Source organism: Arcobacter sp. CECT 8989, from assembly GCF_004116715.1.
GTDB lineage: Bacteria > Campylobacterota > Campylobacteria > Campylobacterales > Arcobacteraceae > Halarcobacter.
In genome coordinates, this window is record NZ_PDKE01000005.1 from 68856 (window position 1) to 89731 (window position 20876).

A 20876-nucleotide genomic window follows, 5' to 3' on the forward strand; every position below is an offset into this window, starting at 1 on the left:
AAACAATTGGGTACTATAACTTTTTTACTTGTACTTTCATTTTTAGTATTCTTTCATGAGTTAGGACATTTTTTAGCTGCAAGATACTTTGGAGTAACTGTAAATGTTTTTTCAATTGGATTTGGAAAACAAATTTACTCTAAAGTGTGGAGAGGAACAAGATGGCAAATTGCTTTAATTCCTCTTGGTGGTTATGTTCAAATGAAAGGTCAAGATGATACAAAACCTGGTCTTCATGAAGATGGAAGCGACTCATATAACAATAAAAAGCCTTGGCAAAGAATAGTTATACTTTTTGCAGGTCCTTTTGCAAACTTTATTCTTGCTGCTATTTTATACTTTGTAATTGCTCTAGCAGGTGCAAACTCTTTAAGCCCTACTGTAGGGAAAGTTCAAGAAAACTCTCCTGCTCTTAAAGCTGGAATTAAAGCTGGTGATGAAATCATTAGAATTAATGACACTGAAGTTAAAACATGGGAACAAATAGGTGAAACTATCACTTCTACAAATGGTGCCTTACAATTTTATATAAAAAGAGATGGACAACTTATTTCTAAAGTTATTAATCCTCATATCTCTGATGCACAAAATATGTTTAGAGAAAATATCAAAAAAAGAATGATTGGTATCTCTCCTGCTCCAAAAGTAGTAACAATTTACCATGACCCAATAAGTGCTATCTCTTTTGCTTGGGATAAAACAGTTGAGTCATCTAAAATGATTTTCCTAGGAGTTCAAAAACTAATTCAAGGAATAATTCCAAGTAGTGAAATTGGTGGAGTAATTACTATAGGAAAAGTTATTTCAGATGCAAGTGAATCATCAATAATTGCCCTACTTGCAATTACTGCTTTGATTTCTGTTAACCTAGGAGTATTAAACTTACTTCCTATTCCTGCACTTGATGGTGGACATATTATGTTTAACCTATATGAGATTATTGCAAGAAGAAAACCAAGTGATAGAGTATTTATGTATTTAACTATCATGGGATGGGTAATTTTAGCTTCACTAATGCTTCTTGGTATATATAACGATATTAATAGATTATTTTTAGGATAAATAAATGGATAAAACTAAAGCTGTAGAAAATTTAGACAAAGTTATTTCAAAAGTAGAAGCTGCAAGACTTAGAGTATCTGAACACCATATTGTAAAAATCATTGGTATTTCAAAATACTCTACTAGTGAAGATGTAGCAACTTTATATAGTGCTGGTCAAAGAGCTTTTGGGGAAAATAAAGTTCAAGATTTAAAACAAAAATCTACTGACTTAGAAGAACTTCCTCTTGAATGGCATTTTGTAGGAAGATTACAAAAAAATAAAATTAATAACCTTATTGATTTAAACCCTACTTTAGTACAATCACTTGACTCTTTAGAGTTAGCTCAAGAGTTAAATAAAAAACTTGAAGCTAAGAATAAAAAGATGTCATGTCTACTTCAAATAAACTCAGCAAAAGAAGATAGTAAAACAGGTGTTATGCCAGAAGATGCTATTGAAATATATGAGAAGATTTTAAATGAGTGTCCAAATATAAGACTTAAAGGTGTTATGAGTATTGGGGCACACGTTGAGGATAGAAATATTATAAAAGACTCTTTTACTACTACAAAGTCTATTTTCGACGAAGTAAAAAAACATGGAGCAAAATATTGTTCTATGGGAATGAGCTCAGATTTTGAACTAGCTATTGCTTGTGGTTCAAATATGATTAGAGTTGGTTCAACACTATTTAAATAAAAGATTTTTTCTTTTATTTAAATCTCCTTGTTCTAAAAATACATAAGATTCTCAAAATTCTATTGCTTCTTTAATCTTTTTCAAATAAAATCCATCAAAATTACATTTGAAGGAATATAATGAAAAAACTTACACTTTCACTACTATTATCTACTGCAACACTGTTTGCACACCAAATTACTGCACAAAAAGCAGAAAACAACACATATAAAGCAAGTTTCTGGGCTCATGGAGAGTTTCAAGAGTATAAATCAAGTCAACTAAAAAGTGCTTTAGCTTTTGATATTAACAACAAAGAGATTAATACAGGAATTGATTACTCGAAAAAACAACCTGTTTTATTAACTGCTAAAAAACCTGCAATGATGAGTTTAATCTTTGATGCTGGTTATTGGGTTAAAGGTGAAAATGGATATGAAAATGTTGACCCATCAAAATATGATGGTATCGTTTACAATACCCTAAAAAGTATTAAGTATGGAAAAAGATTTTTTGACTGGAACGAAAGTTTTCTAAAACCATCTGGACTTCCTCTTGAGGTTGTACCTTTAATTAATCCACTTACAATAAAAGCTGGTGATAAACTACCTGTACTTGTTATTAAAGATGGAAAAGCTTTAGAAGGTGCTGGTTTTGAAACATCTGATTATGAAGACTTAAATATCAAAACAAACAAATACGGTATTGCAAATATCCCTGTAAAATCAAAAGGTTTACAAATTATTGCAGCCCAATATTATACAAGTGAATTAAGTGACCCAAAAGTAAGTAATATCACTATTCAAAGTAGTATCTCATTTGAAGTTAAGTAATTATGTTGTTTAAAACTCTATTATTTACTTTTATCTTAAATATTTCACTATTTGCCCATGGTGTATTCTATGATATTGTTGATGGTGCAGTAGGAGTTAGAGTAACTGCACCAAACAATATAGCAATTGATAATGCAAAGGTTACTATTTATGCTCCTGAGAGTTCACTTCCATTTACAAAGGGTAAGACAGACCTAAATGGAAACTTTGCATTTATTCCAGATTCACATGGTAAATGGAGAGTTGATATTGATGTTCCTAGTGACCATGGTTCACACCTAAAAAGTTTTCATATTACAGTTGATGAGAACAAAAATGTAAAAGAGTTTGAAAAAACTCCATATGATAGATACCTAAATATGATTTCTGCTTTAGGTTTCTTATTTGGTATTTTTGGACTATTTACATTAATAAAATCAAGAAAAAAAGATACAAATTAATTTTTGTATCTTTTAAAAAATAACTATTTATATAACTTTCTTTTTTATTTATTCTAATTATTATTAAAGAACATTTTTCATATTTTCAGATAGCTCTTATACTCCTATATATAGCCTCTTCAGTAGTATTTTACATTTATAACAAAAAACTTTTAATTTGTAAATAAAAGTGTAAAATAAAATATGGTACAATCTTTATAATTTTAAGAATATTTATAAATATTTTAAAGGCACTTAATGGATAATGTAATTGATGTTAAAAAATGGTTGACTAAAAAAGGAATAGAAAATTTTACTATTTCAGAAGATTTATATATCACTGTTCACGGTAGTGTAAATCTTGAAGGAAAAATTGATGAACCAGAACTTCCTGTAAAATTTGATGTTGTAGATGGATATTTCAATGTGTCAAACAATAAATTAACAAGCCTAAAAGGTTCTCCAAAAAAAGTAGTAAGAGACTTTAACTGTTCACATAATCAATTAACATCACTTTTTGGTGCTCCAAATGAAGTTGGAGACTTTGACTGCTCAAATAATGAAATCAAAAATAACCTTTCATATGGACCAAAAGAAGTTGCTGGATATTATAACTGTTCGAATAATAGGCTAGAGTCTATTGAAGGTGCTCCAAGAAGTATTACAAACTACTTTAATTGTTCAAATAATGTAATTACATCTTTAGAAGGTGGACCAAAATATGTAGAAGGTACTTTTGACTGTTCTAAAAATAGATTAGAACTTTTAAGAGGTGGTCCAATTACTGTTGGCCAAGACTATGTTTGTTATTGGAATCAACTTAAAAACCTAAATGACATCGCAGATGAAATTTCATGGAATCTATTTACTGATATCTCTTTAAACCACATTTCTAGAAACTTTGATGAAGAAAAGAAAATGTGGAAATATAAAGGTGAAGAAGTTATTGGTCACATCTATAAACCACTTCTTGCCTTAACTACAAGAGATGAAGTAGAAAGATGGCTTCATAGAATGGGTATAAAAAAATATCATGTTTTACCAGATAACTCAGTAAGGGTTCATGGAGATGTAAGACTTGCAGGAAAGTTAGAAAACCTTTCAAAACTTCCCCTTAGATTTCATGAAGTTGAAGGTGACTTTGATGTAAGTGATAATGAACTTACAACACTTGAAGGAAGTCCCAAAAGAGTTGATGGAGACTTTTTAGCCTTTAAAAATGAATTAGTTTCACTAAAAGGTGGACCAATTGAAGTAAATAAAAACTTCATTGTATTAAGAAACAACATTACATCTTTAGAGTATGCACCAGTAAGAGTAAAAGAAGACTTTATTTGTTCACACAACCCTGTTAAATCTTTAGTTGGATTAGTTGCAGTTGGTGGATATGTATTTACAAATGTCTATGTTGAAGATGTAAAATCTCAAGAGTTTGTTTATAATACTGTTAAAACTTATAAATATAAAGGTGATAGCCTTATTGCCTATATTGAAAAAGAGTTTAAAGTATTAACAGAAGAAGAGCAAGTATTTGAAAGAACAAGAAAAAACCTTCAAACTGTTATTGGAAAAATGATAAATAACGATACTCTTAAAAAAGAGATGATTAACGATACTTTAATCAACAACCTTACAAAATATAACTTAGATGATTTAAAAGAGATGGTTCTTCTTATTAAAAACCCTCCTAAAACTGAGGTTAAAAAAGAACTTAGTGAAAGTGAAATTCTAAGTAAAGTATTTGAAGAAGAACTTTAATAGTTCTTCTTTTCTTCTAAAATATAACTAAAATAAATATATCTAATAGCTTCTTTTTGATAAAATAATTTCCTAAATCATTTAAAAGGAAATATATGAAAAAGAGTATTCTATATTCTTTAATTCTTTCATTATTAGCTTTACTGTTTGTTGGTTGCGGAATCAATAAAGTATATAATGTTGAGACAAAAAACTTCTCTACAAAACCTCAAAACCAAACTGTTTACAATGCAATTATCCAATCAGGAAAGTTTCTTGGATGGAGTATGAAAAAAACTGATGAAAATACGATTATTGGTAAACTTGTAATCAGAGACCATGTTGCAAAAGTATCTATCTCTTTTGATAAAGACTCTTACTCAATAAAACTTCTAGAAGCAGAAAATTTAAATTATGATAGCTCTAAAAACACTATTCATAAAAACTATAATGGATGGGTAAGAAACTTAGAAAATCAAATTGATGCTAAGTTAACTCCTTTAAAGATGACTTCTTCTTTAATTGCGGCAGAAAAATTATCTAATGAGTATAAGAAAAATCCCTTAGATGCGGGAAATAATAAATACAAACCTATTTATAATGTTGTAAATAAAAAAATTAATAAAAACTATAATTCACTATCGCAAATAGAAGAAAAAATTCTAAATGTAGGAGAAAAGATTAGCTGGGTTATGAGCAAACAAAAAGATGGCTTTATCTTAGCAAAAGTTGTAAGAAGAGTTCATACAGCCTTCGTTAGAATTGATTATAGTTTAGATAGTTATAGTATCACTTATATTACAAGTGAAAAGTTAGGTGCAGATACTCATTATAATATTCATAATAACTACAATATCTGGATTAAAGAACTAGAAGAAGAAATAGACTTCTCTCTACTGTAATATATAACTTGCTTTAGCGTAATCTTACGCTAAAGCATTTTTGAAACTTTTTAGTTCCTCTTCAATACTTGGAACTCTCATAAAGTGTTCCCCAATTAAAAAGGCATCGGCTCCTATTGAATTCAATCTTTTAATAGTCTCAATATTTGAAACCCCTGATTCAGCTACAATAATTTTTCCATTTGGAATCATTGGAATTAGTTCATCACAAAGATTCATATCCATCTCAAATGTTTCAAGATTTCTATGATTGATACCAATAATATTTGCACCACAATGCATAGCTTTTTTTAAGTCTTCTTTATCATGTATTTCAACTAATACTTCTAAACCTAAATGAAGTGCATACTCATAAAGCTCTTTTAAATCTTTTGTACTTAAACTTTTTGCAATAAGTAAAATAAAGTCAGCTCCATAAACTAAAGCTTCTACGATTTGATACTTATCTAAGATAAAATCTTTTCTAAGAACTGGTGTTGGAACATATCTTCTTATTTGAGTTAAATACTCTAAATTTCCTTGAAAATAGTGAGGTTCTGTTAAAACAGAGATTGCATTTGCTCCATTTGCTGAATACTCTTGTGCAATAGCTAAAGGATCAAAATCCTCTTTTATAACACCTTTACTTGGACTTGCTTTTTTAACTTCAGCAATAATTCTAATTGGTTCTTCTTTTGTAGATGTTAAATATGGCTTTACATCTCTTGGAGGAAAAGGATTAGCACTTAAACTTCTTCCTAACCAATCTAGCGAATACTCTTTTTTTCTTCTCTCAACATCTTCTAACGTTCTTCTATTAATTTCATCTAATATCACTTACTACACTCCTTAATTTTTTCCCAGTGAATTCTAATCTCATCATCATTTAATCCAGCACTATCAACAACTTTTTGCATATTGATTTTTGCATTCTTACAATCTTTCAATTTATACTGTCCCCATGCTAAAGAATCAATATATGCCAAATTATTTGGTGCTTTTTCCAAAGCTTTTTCAACTAATTTAAGTCCTTTTTTTACATCAATATCATAGTCAATTAAAATATAACCTAAATAGTTCTGATAAATGTGATTATCCAATACTGCTAAAACATCTTCAAATTTTTTAATAACGCTTTTTAAAACTTTTTCTCTATCTTTGGCAACTTCAAACTCTAACATTGCAACTTGTGCTAGATAGTCTAAATTCCCTGTTCTTTTATATAATTTTTGTACTAATTCATAAGCTTTATTTGACATTCTTGCATTTTGATATAGTGCTAAAAGCTTCTCATCATTTGCTTTTGTCTCTTCTAAGAAAGCAATTGCTTCGTTAATATCTTTCTTTTCTAAATAATACATTAGAAGTTTATAAACTTTGTCTACTGTATATTTATTTTTATCATCTTCTTTAAAACTTATATATGTTCTTTTTAAAACTGAGATAACTCCGTTAATATCTTTTTGTTCTTGATAAAAACCAAGTAGCTTTGAACATACTAAATTATCACATCCATAAACTTTTAAATGAGATTCTAAATAGTTTATTGCATCTTCTTTCTCATTTAAATATGTGTACATTACATCAACAAGATTTAATAAAGTATTTGAAGTTAAAGTTGACTCATAAACCTCTTCAAAAACATCTTTTGCTTTTTCATAATCTTTTTTTAATAAATAGATATTAGCTAATAACTCTTTATTGCTATCAGTATCATATTTTTTTAGTAAATCATCCAGTACAAATTTTGCTTTATCTACTTGTTTTGTTTGCATTAAAGACAAAATATAAATCTTTGAAACTTTATCTTCATTTTTTTTGATATGCTCTTTATTAGCTTCTACTATTGTAATAATATCTTGATAGTTTTTTATAGAAAAAGCTAATCTTGAGTATTCAAATAAATACTCATCATTTAATGTTTTATTAAAAAGATTTAAAAATAGTATACTTGCTTTTTGTCTATTTCCTTGTTTCATATACTCTAAAGCATGTAAAATTAGTTCATTCTCATTTTCATATGCTTTATATTTATACTTTACTAGGTTGCTGGTTTGAGGAACGCAACCAAAGAAAATAAATATAATTGGTAATAAAACTAAAGCTCTTTTATAGCTGGACACTCTTTTATAACCTCTTCTTTATTTGTTTTAAAATATTCCCAAAAAGGAAATGTTCTACACTGAGTAGGTCTTGCTTCGTAAATACCACACTGTTTCTTTTCTAAATCAAAAAAGATACAGGCATAATTGTTTTCTGCAAGTTTTTTCTCTTTGATACTATATCTATAACCTCTTTTTTCAATATACTTTGAAGCTAACTCTTCTATTGAAATATTTAGATGATTTTTTAAATACTCAATCTCTTGTCTTGAAATCCAAATATTTCCACTTTCACCAATACAGCAGTTACCCTCGCAAGAGTCACAACCTTTTGGATTAAATGCAAAATCATAGCCATCTTTTTTTATTAAACTCATACTTCTACTTTTATACTGTGTGTTGAAGACTTTTTATAAATCTCTTGTACTTCTTGGGTAAAATCTTCATCTTCAAAAACTACTACTGGTTTTAAAACACTAAGTAAAGACTTAGAGTTCTTTCTAGCATACACTAAAACCAAAGTAGCATCTTTATCCTTTTTTGGATGAACAAACTGCAATGACTCAATATTTAATTTATACTCTTTTAAATAAAAAATAATCTCATTTAACTGCTTAACATCATAGCAAAAAAAGAACTTACCATTACTTTTTAATATTTTTGAAACTTTTTTAATAAAATCTCTTAAAGGCATATTATCATTGTATCTTGCTATTCTTTTAATCTCATTTTCGCTTTTTATTACATCACTATGATAAAAAGGAGGATTAGAAACACAAATATCAAACTGTTTATCAAAGTTTAACTCTAAAAATGAACCCTTGTGCATCTTAGCTTCTATCTTATTGCAAGCTGCATTTCGTGAAGAAAACTCTTGAAATACATTTTGAATTTCACATTGGTTTAAACTTAATTTTTCATAATCCCTTGAAACTAAAAGACCTAAAATACCACTTCCACTTCCTATATCAAGCAAGTCACCTTTTATATTTTTAAATTTTTCTAAGTTTATTGAAATAAAATTATATAAAAAGTGTGTATCACTATTGTAACAATAACCATTACTAGGCTGATATAAAAGCAAATTTACCCCTAAGTATTTTTCTGAGATTATACCCAATAATAGATTTAATTTTAGTGATATACATCAGGATTGAAAAAATGATTTAAAAATTGAATGTAATTTTTACTTTTTAGCTTGTAACATATGGTAACAAGCCCATAAAATAAGGTTTTTATTGAAAGTTTAATTCTTTTTTATATATGAACTTTAGTTATCATACTTTAATATTAATTTAGGTTAACTAATTATATTTACAAAAAATTTAAAGGAGAGCATATGTCAATAATGAAAGCTCCTGAAAATACTCCTGTTTGGGTAGATGAAAGCAGATGCAAAGCATGTGATGTTTGTGTTTCAGTTTGTCCTGCGGGAGTCCTTGCTATGAGACAAGAACCTCATTCAACATTAGGTGCAATGGTAGAGATTATTGAAAAAGACTCATGTATTGGATGTATGGATTGTGAATTATCATGTCCCGACTTTGCCATTTATGTAGCTGATAAAAAAGAGTTTAAATTTGCAAAACTAACTGATGAAGCAAGGCAAAGAGGCGAAGCAATAAAAAAGAACAATTATAGAAAACTGTAGCCTTTAAGGAGAAATAATGGCAAGAGAATTAATTTCAACTGGTAACGACTTAGCAGCAATAGCAGCAGTTGATGCAGGGTGTGAATTCTTTGGTGGATATCCTATTACACCATCAAGTGAAGTTATGCATACTATTTCAGACCTTTTACCAAAAAATGGTGGTGCTGCAATTCAAATGGAAGATGAAATTGCAGGAATTTGTGCAGCTTTAGGTGCAGCTATGAGTGGTAAAAGATCACTTACTGCAACAAGTGGACCGGGTATTTCATTAAAAGCTGAAAACATTGGACTAGGATATATTGCAGAAGTTCCACTAGTTATTATAGATGTTATGAGAGGTGGACCATCAACTGGACTTCCTACAAGAGTTCAACAAGGTGATATCAACCAAGTAAAAGCTCCAACTCATGGTGACTTTAAATCAATCACTGTTTGTGCATCAACACTTGAAGAGTGTTATACTGAAACTGTAAGAGCGTTTAACCTTGCAGATAGATTTATGCAACCAGTATTTGTATTACTAGATGAAACAATTGGACATATGAGTGGAAAAGCAACTCTTCCAGATTTAGAAGAAGTTAAAAACTCTATTGTACCAAGAAGAGTATTTGAAGGTGATGCTAAAGATTATAGACCATATGATGTTCCAAATGATGAAGCAGCTATTTTAAATCCTATGTTCAAAGGTTATAGATATCACTATACTGGACTTCACCATGATGCAACAGGTCATCCAACAGAAGATGCAGATACATGTCAAAACCTTATGGATAGACTATTTAATAAAGTAGATGCACACTTAGATGAATTAGAATCTTATGAAGAGTATATGCTTGATGATGCAGAAATTATGATTATTGCATATGGTTCTGTTGCACTTTCAGCAAGAGAAGCAATCAACAGATTAAGAAAAGAAGGTGTTAAGATTGGAATGTTTAGACCAATTACACTTTGGCCAAGTCCAGATAAAAAAATCAATGAATGGTGTAGTAAAATTGAAAAGACACTAGTTATTGAACTTAATATGGGTCAATACATTCAAGAGATTGAAAGAGCAAGTGGAAGAAGAGATTTTGCAACTTTATTTAAATCAAATGGTAGACCAATTGCTCCTTTAGAAATCATTGAGAAAGTAAAAGGATTATAAGATGGCTTTTAATTATGATAACTATTTAAGAACTAATAAAATGCCAACTTTATGGTGTTGGGGTTGTGGTGATGGTGTTATTTTAAAAGCACTTATCCGTGCAATTGACAAACTTGGATGGGATATGGACGATGTTTGTGTTGTTTCTGGAATTGGATGTTCTGGAAGATTTTCATCATATATCAACTGTAATACAGTACATACAACTCATGGTAGAGCAATTGCCTATGCAACTGGAATTAAACTAGCAAACCCAGATAAAAAAGTTATCTGTGTAACTGGTGATGGTGATGGTTTAGCAATTGGTGGAAACCATACAATCCATGGTTGTAGAAGAAATATTGATATTAACCATATTGTTATTAACAACTTTATTTATGGATTAACTAACTCTCAAACTTCTCCAACAACTCCTCAAGGAATGTGGACAGTTACAGCAAAAAGAGGAAATATTGACCCTACTTTTAATGCTTGTGATTTAGCAATTGGAGCTGGTGCTTCATTTGTTGCAAGAGAGACAATGTTAGACCCTAAAAAGCTTGAAAGAATCTTTGTAAAAGGTTTTGAGCACAATGGTTATTCATTCTTCGATATTTTCTCTAACTGTCATGTTAACCTTGGTAGAAAAAATAAAATGGCTTCTGCTATGGAAAACTTAGAGTGGATTGATGAAATCACGATGGCTAAAACAAAGTTTGAAAAACTAGAAGAAGGTGAAGAGAAAGAGAAACTTTTCCCTACTGGTATTTTAAAACATGATAAAGAAGCTAGAGAGTATACAGACATGTATAAACTAGTTCAAGAAGCACATCAAAATAATACTAAAGTAGAGTTATAAGGAGACATCATGGCTAAAACATTAATGAGATTTACTGGTGTTGGTGGACAAGGTGTACTTCTTGCAGGTGCTATTTTTGCAGCTGCTAAAATCAAAGCTGGTGGATATGGTTTAAAAACTGCAACTTATACTTCTCAAGTAAGAGGTGGACCAACTGTTGTTGATATTACTTTAGAAGATGAAGAGATTTTATATCCATATGCAAATGATGGGGAAATTGATTTTATGTTATCAGTTGCACAAATTTCATATGATCAGTTTAAAAGTGGTGTAAAACCTGGTGGAACTATTGTTGTTGAACCAAACTTAGTTAAACCAACACAAGAAGATAGAGAGAAATGGAATATCTATGAAATTCCAATTATTACTATCGCAAAAGAAGAAGTAGGAAATGTAATTACTCAATCTGTACTTGCTTTATCTATTGCAAATCATATGACTGGTTATACAGTTGATAATGATACACTAAGACAAACAATGCTTTCTAAAGTTCCTGCAAAAGTACATGATATAAATAATAAGGCTTTTGATTTAGGGATTAAATATGCTAAGGAAGTAGCTATTTAGTATTTATAAGTATAACTTCTAAAATGGAAGTTATACTTTTTTAGATATAATATTTAACATTATAAAAAACAAGGTTAAATATGATTATCTCAAACTCTTTATCTGTAAATAAATCCTTTCAAAACCAAACCTCTCAAGTTAAATCAGAAGATAAAAAAGAAAATTATACTTGTTTTAAAAGTGAATTAGAAAACCACTTAGTAAAAGAGAAAAACACTTTTAATATAAATACAATAAATTATGACGATATCTATAAGCAGATGAAAGAGATTGAAGTAAATCTAAAAGATAGAAATCCAAATAATTTTAATAAAAAACTTTATAATGATATTAAAATAGGTTTAATTAAACCCTACGAAAACTATCATAATCTAAGTGAAGAAAAACAACAAGATATTAAAGAAATAGCAGTAACTATTTTTGGAGCAGAAAAAGCGATAGTAAAACTTATTACATCTACTACTTTATGCGAATTTAAATCTTCATCAGCAAGAAGTGCTTTAGGTGAAGTAATGTCATATATGTCTATGGAAGATAGTATTACTTTTGGGAATAATATTCAAAAATACATTGATAATGAAATGAAAAATAGTACACAAGTAATAAAAAATAAAGAAGGCGTAGTTTCACTAAATTTTAATAATAATCAATTTCTCGACTTTATTCATTCAATTATGAATAAGAACAAGATAGCAGAAGAAACTAAATCTGTAAATAGCCTTTATGATAAAGTATTAAAAGAGTGTGATTATAGAATTAATTTTATAAAAAACCTTACAAATAATGAAGTAAAAAAAGAGCAAGAAATAACATTTCCTCAAGAGAAAAAAAGAAGTGATTATGAAAGAACTCCTTCAACTAATGAAGCAATAATTAGAAGTAATAAAATACAAGAGTATTTTAAAAGTGTTGCAGAAGAGTTTACCTTTGCAAAATTAGAATATTGGGCAAATAAAGATAACCCTGATTATACTCCACCTAAAAAATATGAAAAATTTTTAGTTCAATTAAATGATGTAGATGCTAGAGATATAATCTTAGATGGTAAATTAGAAAGAATAAGTTTAGAGGAACACACTTTACATTATCAATTAAATCATTTAGATCAATTGGAATTTTGGACAGATGAACAATGCAAACAAGAAGAGTGGGCTTTTCAATTGTCTATACAAACACCTGAAAATAAATATGAAAATGCACCAGAGTTTGAAGCATTTGTAAAAAAATGGATGATAAAAGGATTAACAGAACAAGAAGCTCTATGGCGTGCTCAAGCTTATGCTCAAATGGGATTACTAAATTATGGAAATCAACGGGCAATAGATATTGGTGGCTTAAGTTTTTCAGATGAACAAAATCACGGACTACATTTAATTGATAATCCTATTTTAAAAGAAACATTACTAGAAACTGTTGATAAGTTAAATTATGATGAACTTTGGCCTTTTTTAGAAATTTTTACATTTGATTCAGAAAATAATCATTTAATACTAGAAGACCAATTTGATTTAGGAATTGAGAAATTTTTTGAACAGATTTCTTCGTTAAATAAAAAAGATGAAAGTACATCTAATTTAAATAGACTCTTAACTATTTCAAAAGAGATGTATCTTATGCATACAAATTCAATGTTTAATAATATAAATAGCTATTTTGAAGACTTGATTACTTATTTTAAATCACTTGAACCTACAAGTAACGAAGAGAAAGCTTACTTTCAGACAAGAGTAAAACTTATAGAAACCCTTAAAAATAATTTTAAAGATAATTGTGATAAATATAATACTGATTATTTAAATAACTCTTTAAAAAAAGAAATGATAATCAACTATAATCAGAATATCCAACTATTTACTAACCAGTTTAAGTCCTATAATTGAAGCAATCAAAGTAAATAAGAAAAATAGTCTTAAAATACTTGCTGGTTCTTTATAAAGAAGTATTCCTATAATAATTGTACCAAAGGCCCCTATTCCAGTCCATACTGCATAAGCTGTTCCCATTGGTATTTGCTCAACTGCTTTTGTTAGAAAGTAGAAACTCCCACTTGCAAAAACTAAAAATATAATAGTTGGTATTAATCTAGTAAAATTCTCTGTAAGCTTCAACATTGAAGCAAAACCAACCTCTAAAACACCTGCTAAAATTAAATACATCCATGCTGTCATTTTTATCCTTTTAAATATCTTTCCAAGAAAGATAAATGGAAATATAGCACGCAAAAACTTAATTTTATCTTTCCTAGAAAGATAAGTTTAAATCTGTTATAATGACTTATGGATATTAAACAATTTGAAACAAACTTAAAAAATATAAAAACACAAACTCCCCATGTATTTAAAGAATCAATGAATGTAACTATTCCTTTTTTTATACTACATAGAAAGCTTTTTGAACATGGAGATAAAGTCTTAAAAGAGAAGTTTTCCTTAAATCAAAGTGAGCTAGATGTTTTATCTTCTTTATTCTATATGACTAAAGAAACCTATACTATGAGTCCAACAGAACTTTATGATGTTATGGTTTTCTCTTCTGGGGGAATGACAAAAATATTAAAAAAGCTAGAGAGTAAAAACTATATTAAAAGAGTTGAAAACAGTTTAGATAAAAGAAGTAAGTTGGTTCAACTAAGCTCTTTAGGAAAAGAGATAACAGTAAAAGCAATAGAAGAGATTATCTCTTTTGAAGACAACTACTTCTCAAAGCTGGAAAAAGAAGAGCAAGAACTTTTCAAAAAGTTAATTTTTAAAGTTCTTAACTAAGACTTATCTATTTATATAGATAATATATTGATTGATTTTGTCTTCTAATCTTTTTGAAAGATGAATATTACAGTTTTTTAAACATGATAATATAAATTTTGCTTCTTTGTGATAATTTAATATTTTTAGATTATCCCAAGATGCTGGTGGTTCTTGCATATTTACAATTCTATCTGCAAGTTTTACCATCTGAACCTCATATGGCTGTGTTAGCAGGTTATTAATACTAGCTGCCATTTGTTCTTTTTTAGACTCTATTGTCTCATCTTTTGTTAAAGCATCTACAGCTTCAGCTACTTCAGCTCCAAACTCTTTGTAAATATCATCATAAGTAACATCAGTATCTTCAATAGTATCATGTAGCAATGCAACAGTAATCGCTAAATCTGTTTGCTCAAGTTTTAATTCACTCTTTGCACAAGCATGCATTACTTCCATAGCAACTGAGGCTAAATGAGTGATATAAGGAACTTCAGTTGGTGTTTTTTGTTCACCATGAGCTTTTGCTGCAAAGTTCATTGCTTTTTGGTATTTATCTTGTGTAAACATTATTTTTCCACCTTTTGTTTTTCTTCTTTTCTTCCATGATTTACTTTCATTCTAGGCATAACAGGTTTTGCGTTTTTAGAGTATGTAATTAAATCCTCTACTGTTACAACATTGTCATCTAAATGCTTTATAGCTTCTTTTAAAATATATGTTGTACTTAGTGCATCACTATAAGCTCTATGATGATTATCTATATCTATTTGAAGCACTTCTTTTAATGACTTTAGACCATATTTTTCAGCTTTTATTGTTCTTCTAGCTAAATCAATAGTACAAAGCTTTCTATTATGAAGTTTTCCTAAGTTACATTTTTCTAAAGAGTTTGAAATAAAGTTATAATCAAATTTTATATCATGGGCTACAAAAACATCATCTTCTAAAAATATTTTAAACTCTTCTAGTACTTTTTTAAGTAAAGGAGCATCTTCTAGCATAGAAGGAGTTATATTAGTCACTCCTTGAATATACTCAGGAATATCTTTAGCATAAACTAAAGACTCAAAAGAGTCTAAAATCTCTCCGTCTTTATATTTTACTGCCCCAATTTCTATTATTTGATGGCCTTTATTTACATGACCACCATTTGTCTCAATATCAACTATACAAAAAGTTTGTTCGCTTATTTTTGTTTTAGTAGTTTTTAAAAAGACTTTATCATCTTCAATATCAATGGGAAATCCATTTGAAAGTAGTAATTCAAACTCTAACTCTGGATTATCAAAAAACTTCTCTTTATGCCTTGAAAGAATATCTAAAAAATCATCAAATAAAATAGGAGATTTTTTTAGTTTATCTACAAGACTAGAATAGAAATTTTTATTGGATTTCATTTACAGCTTTTACAAAATTTATCATTTTTTGCTTGTCTTTTTTACCCTTGCTTTCTTCTACTCCAGAACTAACATCAACTCCATAAAAAGTATAACCTTTTAATTCAGCGATATTATCTTCTGTTAACCCACCAGCAAGAACAATTTTAGAACAATCAACACGGTTAAACCACTCCAATGCAACTCTTTTACCTGCTCCACCAAAAGAGTCAACAAAAGCATCAACTAAAACATAGTTATTGATGTTTTCAATAATATCTTTTTCGCTTTTTGCTCTTATTACTCTCATAGATTTAAATTTTAAAGCATCAAAATCAGTAAAGCTATCATCATCAATTATTTGTGCAAGTTGCATCTTTGCATTTGTACAAACTTGATTTATAAAACCACTGTTTTCATTTACAAAAAGACCTACAGTTTGAATAAAAGGAGGGATTTCATCTACAATTTTTCTAGCTTCAAAAGGTTCAATATATCTTGGACTTTTATCATAAAAAACAAAACCTAATGCATCAGCTCCTGCTTCAACAGCAGCTAAAGCATCCTCTAAATTTGTTATTCCACAAATCTTAATTTTCATATTAAACCTGAAGGCTCTTTATTGCTTTTGAGTAGTCTTCATTTCCAAAAACATATGACCCAGCAACAACCATATCTACACCAGCTTCTTTTAGTTCGTGAATATTCTTATCATTTACTCCACCGTCTACTTCAATTAAACAGGCAGGATTTCTTTTATTAATAAGTTCTTTTAATTTTTTAGTTTTTTCAACTACACTTGAAATAAACTTTTGACCACCAAAACCTGGATTTACTGACATTAATAAAACCATATCTAAATCTTCAAGTAAGTACTCAATTGCTTCTGGTGGCGTATGAGGATTTAAAACAATTGCAGGTTTAATTCCATAAGATCTAATTTTTTGAATAAGTCTATGAGGGTGTTTTTCACTCTCAATATGAAAAGATATAAACTCAGGTTTTAAAGGAGCAAAAAGCTCTACAAAAAAACTGTTGTTTTCAACCATTAAGTGTACATCTAAAGGTTTTGTTGCAACCTTTGCAACAGGATTAACTACAACTGGTCCAATAGTCATATTTGGAACAAAGTGTCCATCCATCACATCAACATGAATATAATCACAACCACCATCACAAATAGCTGTAATTTCTTCATTTAGTTTTCCAAAGTCTGCCGATAAAATCGAAGGTGCTACAAGCATAAATAATAACCTTTTTTAAATAATTGCGGGATTATACCATTGTTTTTCTTGCAAAAATATTTTAAAATTCCTATAGCTTTTCAAACTTAGGATTCCACTGCAACCACTCCTCTTCCACATCATCATATAAAGGGAACCTCATCATAGGTTTTGCTTTTTCTTTATATTCTGTAGGAGTTACTAAAGAAATTCCACCTGCAAGAAGTGTTTCTAAAGTCTCTGTTGTAACTTTTACTCCTAAAAGACTAATCTCCATTCCAAAGGCTGTTGCATTATAGAAAATTGAATCTTCTCTAACTAGATGTTTAAACTTTTCATCAATATAAAGTTGTAACTCTACTGAAGTTCCATCTTTAGCTAAGTTATATTTTTCTACAACTCCTATTTGAAGTTGTCTATAAAATATTGGAGAATTCTCTTTTAATGAGCTTTTACTCTTTGCAAGAACTACAATTCTTAAACCATTTTCATTAAATCTTTCTTCTTTTAAAATCTCATCTAAACTTTTGTAAAATTCAAACTTATGAAAGCTTTTTACCTCTTTTGCTTTTTCATCTAAAGAAATAAAAGAGATACCACCTTTTACTAGAGTATTTAAAGATTGAGTTTTTATATTTACTTTTTCTAGTGAAAATTCTACATCAAATCCACTTATAGAGTAAAACTTTGTGCTTTCGTTTATATATTTTGCATACTTTTCAAAAACAAAGATTTGAGCGTCAACTTTTTTTGTTTTTTCATTATACTTTTTACTTACTACTTTTCCAGCTTCTATTCCCTTATAATAAATAGAGTTAGACTTTAACACATTATTTGCATTATCAAGTGAAAGAGTATATCTTTCCCCCTTTTGTAAGAAATATTTTTGTTCTAACATCTTCTCATAACTTGGGAATAAGTAAAATCTATTTACTGTTCTTTTTTCTTTTAAATTTTTAGTTTCAAAGGCTATTGAAGAATTTATAAATCCACTTAAAGGAGCAGTTTTAAAAGAGATGTTTTCTAAACTAGCATTTATCTCCACAGGTGATTGAATATAAAAAATAGAACTATCATTTACTAAATAAGAGTACTCTTTAAATATCTCTACCTCAACTCTTAATTCATCAGATTTACTATGAAGTTTTTTGTTTTTTACTTGCCCTACTTTTATATCCTTAAAGAATACTGCTGAATCATTTGATACTTTTAAAGTGTCATCACTTTTTAAAACTATTTCTAATGTTTTTCTTTTGATTGGCTCATTATGTAAAGTATAAATATCTTTAATCTCTTCTTCTTTTGTAGACCTTTTAGTAAGATTTATATATGTACCTTTAATTACATTTGATAACTCATCTAGCTTTTCTAAAGAGATTGTAGGTTTTTTAAGTTCAAAGTATGGATTTTGTTTTAATAAAGATGCAAACTCTTTTTTTATCTTTATAAAAATAAAACTCTGTTTATCTTCAAGAACAAAACTCAAATCATGAACATATCCTATCTCAATTGCATTATAAAAAACTTTACTAAACTCTTTTTCCAAACCATGCTCAACTTCTGTTTTTAAAACTACATAATCAGCTAAATAATCAATATCCTCTTTGCTTGAATATAGATTGAAAATCTTATTTGTATCTTTTAGTGGTTCTTTTAAACTATTTGAATCAAAAGCAATTCCACCAGCTACTAAAGAAGCTAGAGTATTAACTTTAAATTTTATACCGCTTAAAGAGGCTTTTAAATCTATTGAACTTATATTCCAAAAAGAGCTATCTTCTTTTACTAAATCTTTATACTCTTCTTCTATGAATATTGTATAAAAGATACTGTTGTCTTTTAAATTCTTTTTAACAATCTTTCCAACTAAAAAGCTTTTATATAAAATAGGAGCCCCTACTTCTAGTGTCCCATTTGAAGATTTCAAATCTAAAAATAGACCATCTTGTAAATAGTTTATTGGCTTTTCTGATACTGCATTAAATGTATGCTGTTCTTCTAAAGCTTTTATTTGTTCAATATTTTGAGCACTTGGCATTGCTTCAATATAAATACCACTAAAGATTGTATTTAATCCAGATATTTCAGTTAAAGTAGCTTTAGGTTCAACTTTCCAAAACTTTGTACCCTTTTTTGCTACAAGAGTTAAAGCTTTTTTATCAACTGAGACTCTTACTAAAAATCGATTTATATTTTTTTCATCAACTTCGATACTTGATACTATACCTATCTTAATACCTTTGTATTTCAAAGGAGTTTTATCTACTACAAAACCTTCAGCATTATCAAAATATATTTCTATTTCTTCACCTTGTTTTTCAAAGTGTTTATATAACATTGAAGTAGAGATAAGTAATGCAATAAAAGGTAAAAGCCATATTAAAAATACAATTTTTTTACTCTTTTTTACACTTACATGTTCTATCTTTTCATCCATTTATTAATCCTTATCCCATAATAATCTTGTATCAAAACTCTCTGTTGCTAACATAGTAGAAACAACTACTATTGTAAAAGCTATTGCTGCTGGTCCTGCTATGATATTTGAAAGATTCCCAAACTGAACCATTACAATCATCAAGGCAACTACAAATATATCAATCATTGACCATTTACCAATAAATTTAATTATTCTATAATATTTTGTTGCATTTTTTGCTAAATAAGTTTTATTGTATTTTGTTGTATATAACAAATAAATCAATACTACTAATTTAAAAATAGGAACTAAAATACTTGCAACAAAAATAACTAGTGATATTAAATATGACTTTGTCTCAAAAAAATAAACTATCCCATCTAAAATAGTACTTGATTCAACTACACCTAAAGTTGTAACTTCCATCATTGGCAAAATATTTGCTGGAAATAAAAATATAATAGCAACTATTGTAAAACTAAGTGTTTTTACTAGGGAGTATTTATCCCTTTGTTTTAATTCACTCTTGCATTTAGTACATACTTTTTCTTCTGCTTTAAAAATACTATTACAGTGAGTACAAAGAACTAAATCTAAATCTTTATCACTTTTATAATTCATCATCATTCCAAACATCATAAGGATTAAATAAAGCCATTGTTAAAGACATCATTATTAAAAAGCCAAGGAAAAAGTAAAAACCTAATCCTATATCTAAAGTCGCCATTTTTTGTAACTTTATGATTGCAATAACAATACTAATCATATATATTTCACCCATTTGCCACTCTAAAAGATGTTCATAAAGTTTTAAAGGTTTTGAAACATACTTTGCGTTTTTTCCTAATCTTAATGGAATTAGTATTATTAAAATAAGAATTAACATAAATAAAGGAACAACTATCCCAATAAAAGTAATCAAAATAGAAATAGCTGTATAGCCATTTTTAAAGAAAATCAATAAAGTCTCTACTAAAGTTGTACTTTGCTTTAAATCCATAATTTCAAGACTCATTAAAGGCAAAGTAACAGCAGGAACAAAAAGTATAATTGAAGTAAAAACAAAAAGCAGAATTGTTAAATAGTCTTGTCCATATTTATATATTAAAGCATTACACCTTGGGCAATGAAATTGATGGTCATAGTCTAGATGTGGTTTATTTAAAACAAGACCACAATCTTTGCAAATAGTTAACTTTTTCAAGCTTTTGGACAA

The 20876-nt window shown here is 28.5% G+C and carries 24 protein-coding genes; 12 read left to right on the forward strand and 12 right to left on the reverse strand.

The window, feature by feature from the left end:
- The first annotated feature begins 6 nt into the window (after window positions 1–6).
- The 6 genes from rseP (at window position 7) to CRV02_RS06285 (ending at window position 5614) form a co-directional block, all read left to right on the forward strand.
- Complete coding sequence (gene rseP, locus CRV02_RS06260; RefSeq protein ID WP_129083231.1) at window positions 7–1062, forward strand: RIP metalloprotease RseP; 1056 nt, start codon at window positions 7–9, stop codon at window positions 1060–1062.
- A gap of 4 nt (window positions 1063–1066) precedes the next feature.
- Window positions 1067–1744, forward strand: a complete 678-nt coding sequence (locus tag CRV02_RS06265) for a YggS family pyridoxal phosphate-dependent enzyme (protein ID WP_129089616.1) — start codon at window positions 1067–1069, stop codon at window positions 1742–1744.
- A gap of 119 nt (window positions 1745–1863) precedes the next feature.
- Window positions 1864–2556: a DUF4198 domain-containing protein gene (locus CRV02_RS06270; RefSeq protein ID WP_129089617.1), complete on the forward strand. Its 693-nt coding sequence runs from the start codon at window positions 1864–1866 to the stop codon at window positions 2554–2556.
- A gap of 5 nt (window positions 2557–2561) precedes the next feature.
- The gene (locus tag CRV02_RS06275) at window positions 2562–2996 is read left to right on the forward strand and encodes a carboxypeptidase-like regulatory domain-containing protein (protein ID WP_129089618.1); all 435 of its coding nucleotides are present in this window, start codon (window positions 2562–2564) and stop codon (window positions 2994–2996) included.
- Window positions 2997–3233: 237 nt separating this feature from the next.
- Window positions 3234–4733 (forward strand): hypothetical protein, encoded by a 1500-nt coding sequence (locus CRV02_RS06280; protein WP_129089619.1) that lies wholly within the window; start codon window positions 3234–3236, stop codon window positions 4731–4733.
- A 95-nt stretch (window positions 4734–4828) separates the two neighbouring features.
- Window positions 4829–5614, forward strand: coding sequence for a hypothetical protein (locus CRV02_RS06285; RefSeq protein WP_129089620.1), 786 nt, complete (start codon window positions 4829–4831; stop codon window positions 5612–5614).
- Window positions 5615–5638: 24 nt separating this feature from the next.
- On the opposite strand, the gene trpC is transcribed toward CRV02_RS06285, so the two are convergent.
- From trpC to CRV02_RS06305, 4 genes are read right to left on the reverse strand one after another with little or no spacing between them, the layout of a single operon-like run.
- Window positions 5639–6430, reverse strand: a complete 792-nt coding sequence (trpC, locus tag CRV02_RS06290) for an indole-3-glycerol phosphate synthase TrpC (RefSeq protein WP_129008105.1) — start codon at window positions 6428–6430, stop codon at window positions 5639–5641.
- Window positions 6427–7716: a hypothetical protein gene (locus tag CRV02_RS06295; protein WP_129089621.1), complete on the reverse strand. Its 1290-nt coding sequence runs from the start codon at window positions 7714–7716 to the stop codon at window positions 6427–6429. The genes trpC and CRV02_RS06295 overlap by 4 nt, the downstream gene beginning before the upstream one ends.
- Complete coding sequence (locus CRV02_RS06300) at window positions 7692–8072, reverse strand: YkgJ family cysteine cluster protein (protein WP_129089622.1); 381 nt, start codon at window positions 8070–8072, stop codon at window positions 7692–7694. The genes CRV02_RS06295 and CRV02_RS06300 overlap by 25 nt, the downstream gene beginning before the upstream one ends.
- On the reverse strand, window positions 8069–8779 hold the full coding sequence (locus tag CRV02_RS06305; protein WP_129089623.1) for a tRNA1(Val) (adenine(37)-N6)-methyltransferase: 711 nt from the start codon (window positions 8777–8779) through the stop codon (window positions 8069–8071). The genes CRV02_RS06300 and CRV02_RS06305 overlap by 4 nt, the downstream gene beginning before the upstream one ends.
- A gap of 255 nt (window positions 8780–9034) precedes the next feature.
- Here CRV02_RS06305 and CRV02_RS06310 point away from each other — a divergent pair, with 255 nt between their 5' ends.
- From CRV02_RS06310 to CRV02_RS06330, 5 genes are all read left to right on the forward strand, one after another.
- Complete coding sequence (locus tag CRV02_RS06310; RefSeq protein WP_129083221.1) at window positions 9035–9346, forward strand: 4Fe-4S dicluster domain-containing protein; 312 nt, start codon at window positions 9035–9037, stop codon at window positions 9344–9346.
- A 16-nt stretch (window positions 9347–9362) separates the two neighbouring features.
- Complete coding sequence (locus CRV02_RS06315) at window positions 9363–10493, forward strand: 2-oxoglutarate synthase subunit alpha (protein WP_129083220.1); 1131 nt, start codon at window positions 9363–9365, stop codon at window positions 10491–10493.
- 1 nt (window position 10494) lies between these two features.
- On the forward strand, window positions 10495–11331 hold the full coding sequence (locus CRV02_RS06320) for a 2-oxoglutarate ferredoxin oxidoreductase subunit beta (RefSeq protein WP_129083219.1): 837 nt from the start codon (window positions 10495–10497) through the stop codon (window positions 11329–11331).
- A 9-nt stretch (window positions 11332–11340) separates the two neighbouring features.
- The gene (locus CRV02_RS06325) at window positions 11341–11898 is read left to right on the forward strand and encodes a 2-oxoacid:acceptor oxidoreductase family protein (RefSeq protein WP_129089624.1); all 558 of its coding nucleotides are present in this window, start codon (window positions 11341–11343) and stop codon (window positions 11896–11898) included.
- A gap of 80 nt (window positions 11899–11978) precedes the next feature.
- Window positions 11979–13778: a hypothetical protein gene (locus CRV02_RS06330; protein WP_129089625.1), complete on the forward strand. Its 1800-nt coding sequence runs from the start codon at window positions 11979–11981 to the stop codon at window positions 13776–13778.
- Here the strand turns inward: CRV02_RS06330 and CRV02_RS06335 are convergent.
- Complete coding sequence (locus tag CRV02_RS06335; protein WP_129089626.1) at window positions 13746–14066, reverse strand: multidrug efflux SMR transporter; 321 nt, start codon at window positions 14064–14066, stop codon at window positions 13746–13748. The two genes, CRV02_RS06330 and CRV02_RS06335, sit on opposite strands and share 33 nt — an antisense overlap.
- A gap of 108 nt (window positions 14067–14174) precedes the next feature.
- Between CRV02_RS06335 and CRV02_RS06340 the strand changes: the two genes are divergently transcribed.
- Window positions 14175–14660 (forward strand): MarR family winged helix-turn-helix transcriptional regulator, encoded by a 486-nt coding sequence (locus CRV02_RS06340; RefSeq protein WP_129089627.1) that lies wholly within the window; start codon window positions 14175–14177, stop codon window positions 14658–14660.
- Window positions 14661–14663: 3 nt separating this feature from the next.
- Here CRV02_RS06340 and CRV02_RS06345 read toward each other — a convergent pair whose 3' ends face one another.
- The 7 genes from CRV02_RS06345 to CRV02_RS06375 all read right to left on the reverse strand — a co-directional run bounded on the left by CRV02_RS06345 (window position 14664) and on the right by CRV02_RS06375 (window position 20876).
- Complete coding sequence (locus tag CRV02_RS06345) at window positions 14664–15209, reverse strand: HD domain-containing protein (RefSeq protein ID WP_129083217.1); 546 nt, start codon at window positions 15207–15209, stop codon at window positions 14664–14666.
- Complete coding sequence (locus CRV02_RS06350) at window positions 15209–16039, reverse strand: 3'-5' exonuclease (RefSeq protein WP_129089628.1); 831 nt, start codon at window positions 16037–16039, stop codon at window positions 15209–15211. The genes CRV02_RS06345 and CRV02_RS06350 overlap by 1 nt, the downstream gene beginning before the upstream one ends.
- Entirely contained in the window at window positions 16026–16619 is a 594-nt protein-coding gene (locus CRV02_RS06355; RefSeq protein ID WP_129083215.1) for a phosphoribosylanthranilate isomerase, read from the reverse strand. The genes CRV02_RS06350 and CRV02_RS06355 overlap by 14 nt, the downstream gene beginning before the upstream one ends.
- Before the next feature lies 1 nt (window position 16620).
- Entirely contained in the window at window positions 16621–17262 is a 642-nt protein-coding gene (gene rpe, locus CRV02_RS06360) for a ribulose-phosphate 3-epimerase (RefSeq protein WP_129083214.1), read from the reverse strand.
- Window positions 17263–17332: 70 nt separating this feature from the next.
- Entirely contained in the window at window positions 17333–19678 is a 2346-nt protein-coding gene (locus CRV02_RS06365; RefSeq protein WP_129089629.1) for an MlaD family protein, read from the reverse strand.
- Between the two features lie 3 nt (window positions 19679–19681).
- Complete coding sequence (locus tag CRV02_RS06370; RefSeq protein WP_164968967.1) at window positions 19682–20281, reverse strand: paraquat-inducible protein A; 600 nt, start codon at window positions 20279–20281, stop codon at window positions 19682–19684.
- Window positions 20271–20876 (reverse strand): paraquat-inducible protein A, encoded by a 606-nt coding sequence (locus CRV02_RS06375; protein ID WP_164968586.1) that lies wholly within the window; start codon window positions 20874–20876, stop codon window positions 20271–20273. Before CRV02_RS06375 ends, CRV02_RS06370 begins: the two co-directional genes overlap by 11 nt.

Excerpts from the sequence above, each read along its gene's own strand:
- CRV02_RS06265 (WP_129089616.1), top strand. The coding sequence starts at position 1,067 with ATGGATAAAACTAAAGCTGTAGAAAATTTAGACAAAGTTATTTCAAAA.
- CRV02_RS06270 (WP_129089617.1), top strand. The coding sequence starts at position 1,864 with ATGAAAAAACTTACACTTTCACTACTATTATCTACTGCAACACTGTTT.
- CRV02_RS06280 (WP_129089619.1), top strand. The coding sequence starts at position 3,234 with ATGGATAATGTAATTGATGTTAAAAAATGGTTGACTAAAAAAGGAATA.
- CRV02_RS06285 (WP_129089620.1), top strand. The coding sequence starts at position 4,829 with ATGAAAAAGAGTATTCTATATTCTTTAATTCTTTCATTATTAGCTTTA.
- CRV02_RS06300 (WP_129089622.1), bottom strand. The coding sequence starts at position 8,072 with ATGAGTTTAATAAAAAAAGATGGCTATGATTTTGCATTTAATCCAAAA.
- CRV02_RS06310 (WP_129083221.1), top strand. The coding sequence starts at position 9,035 with ATGTCAATAATGAAAGCTCCTGAAAATACTCCTGTTTGGGTAGATGAA.
- CRV02_RS06315 (WP_129083220.1), top strand. The coding sequence starts at position 9,363 with ATGGCAAGAGAATTAATTTCAACTGGTAACGACTTAGCAGCAATAGCA.
- CRV02_RS06320 (WP_129083219.1), top strand. The coding sequence starts at position 10,495 with ATGGCTTTTAATTATGATAACTATTTAAGAACTAATAAAATGCCAACT.
- CRV02_RS06325 (WP_129089624.1), top strand. The coding sequence starts at position 11,341 with ATGGCTAAAACATTAATGAGATTTACTGGTGTTGGTGGACAAGGTGTA.
- CRV02_RS06330 (WP_129089625.1), top strand. The coding sequence starts at position 11,979 with ATGATTATCTCAAACTCTTTATCTGTAAATAAATCCTTTCAAAACCAA.
- CRV02_RS06335 (WP_129089626.1), bottom strand. The coding sequence starts at position 14,066 with ATGACAGCATGGATGTATTTAATTTTAGCAGGTGTTTTAGAGGTTGGT.
- CRV02_RS06340 (WP_129089627.1), top strand. The coding sequence starts at position 14,175 with ATGGATATTAAACAATTTGAAACAAACTTAAAAAATATAAAAACACAA.
- CRV02_RS06345 (WP_129083217.1), bottom strand. The coding sequence starts at position 15,209 with ATGTTTACACAAGATAAATACCAAAAAGCAATGAACTTTGCAGCAAAA.
- CRV02_RS06350 (WP_129089628.1), bottom strand. The coding sequence starts at position 16,039 with ATGAAATCCAATAAAAATTTCTATTCTAGTCTTGTAGATAAACTAAAA.
- CRV02_RS06355 (WP_129083215.1), bottom strand. The coding sequence starts at position 16,619 with ATGAAAATTAAGATTTGTGGAATAACAAATTTAGAGGATGCTTTAGCT.
- rpe (WP_129083214.1), bottom strand. The coding sequence starts at position 17,262 with ATGCTTGTAGCACCTTCGATTTTATCGGCAGACTTTGGAAAACTAAAT.
- CRV02_RS06365 (WP_129089629.1), bottom strand. The coding sequence starts at position 19,678 with ATGGATGAAAAGATAGAACATGTAAGTGTAAAAAAGAGTAAAAAAATT.
- CRV02_RS06370 (WP_164968967.1), bottom strand. The coding sequence starts at position 20,281 with ATGAATTATAAAAGTGATAAAGATTTAGATTTAGTTCTTTGTACTCAC.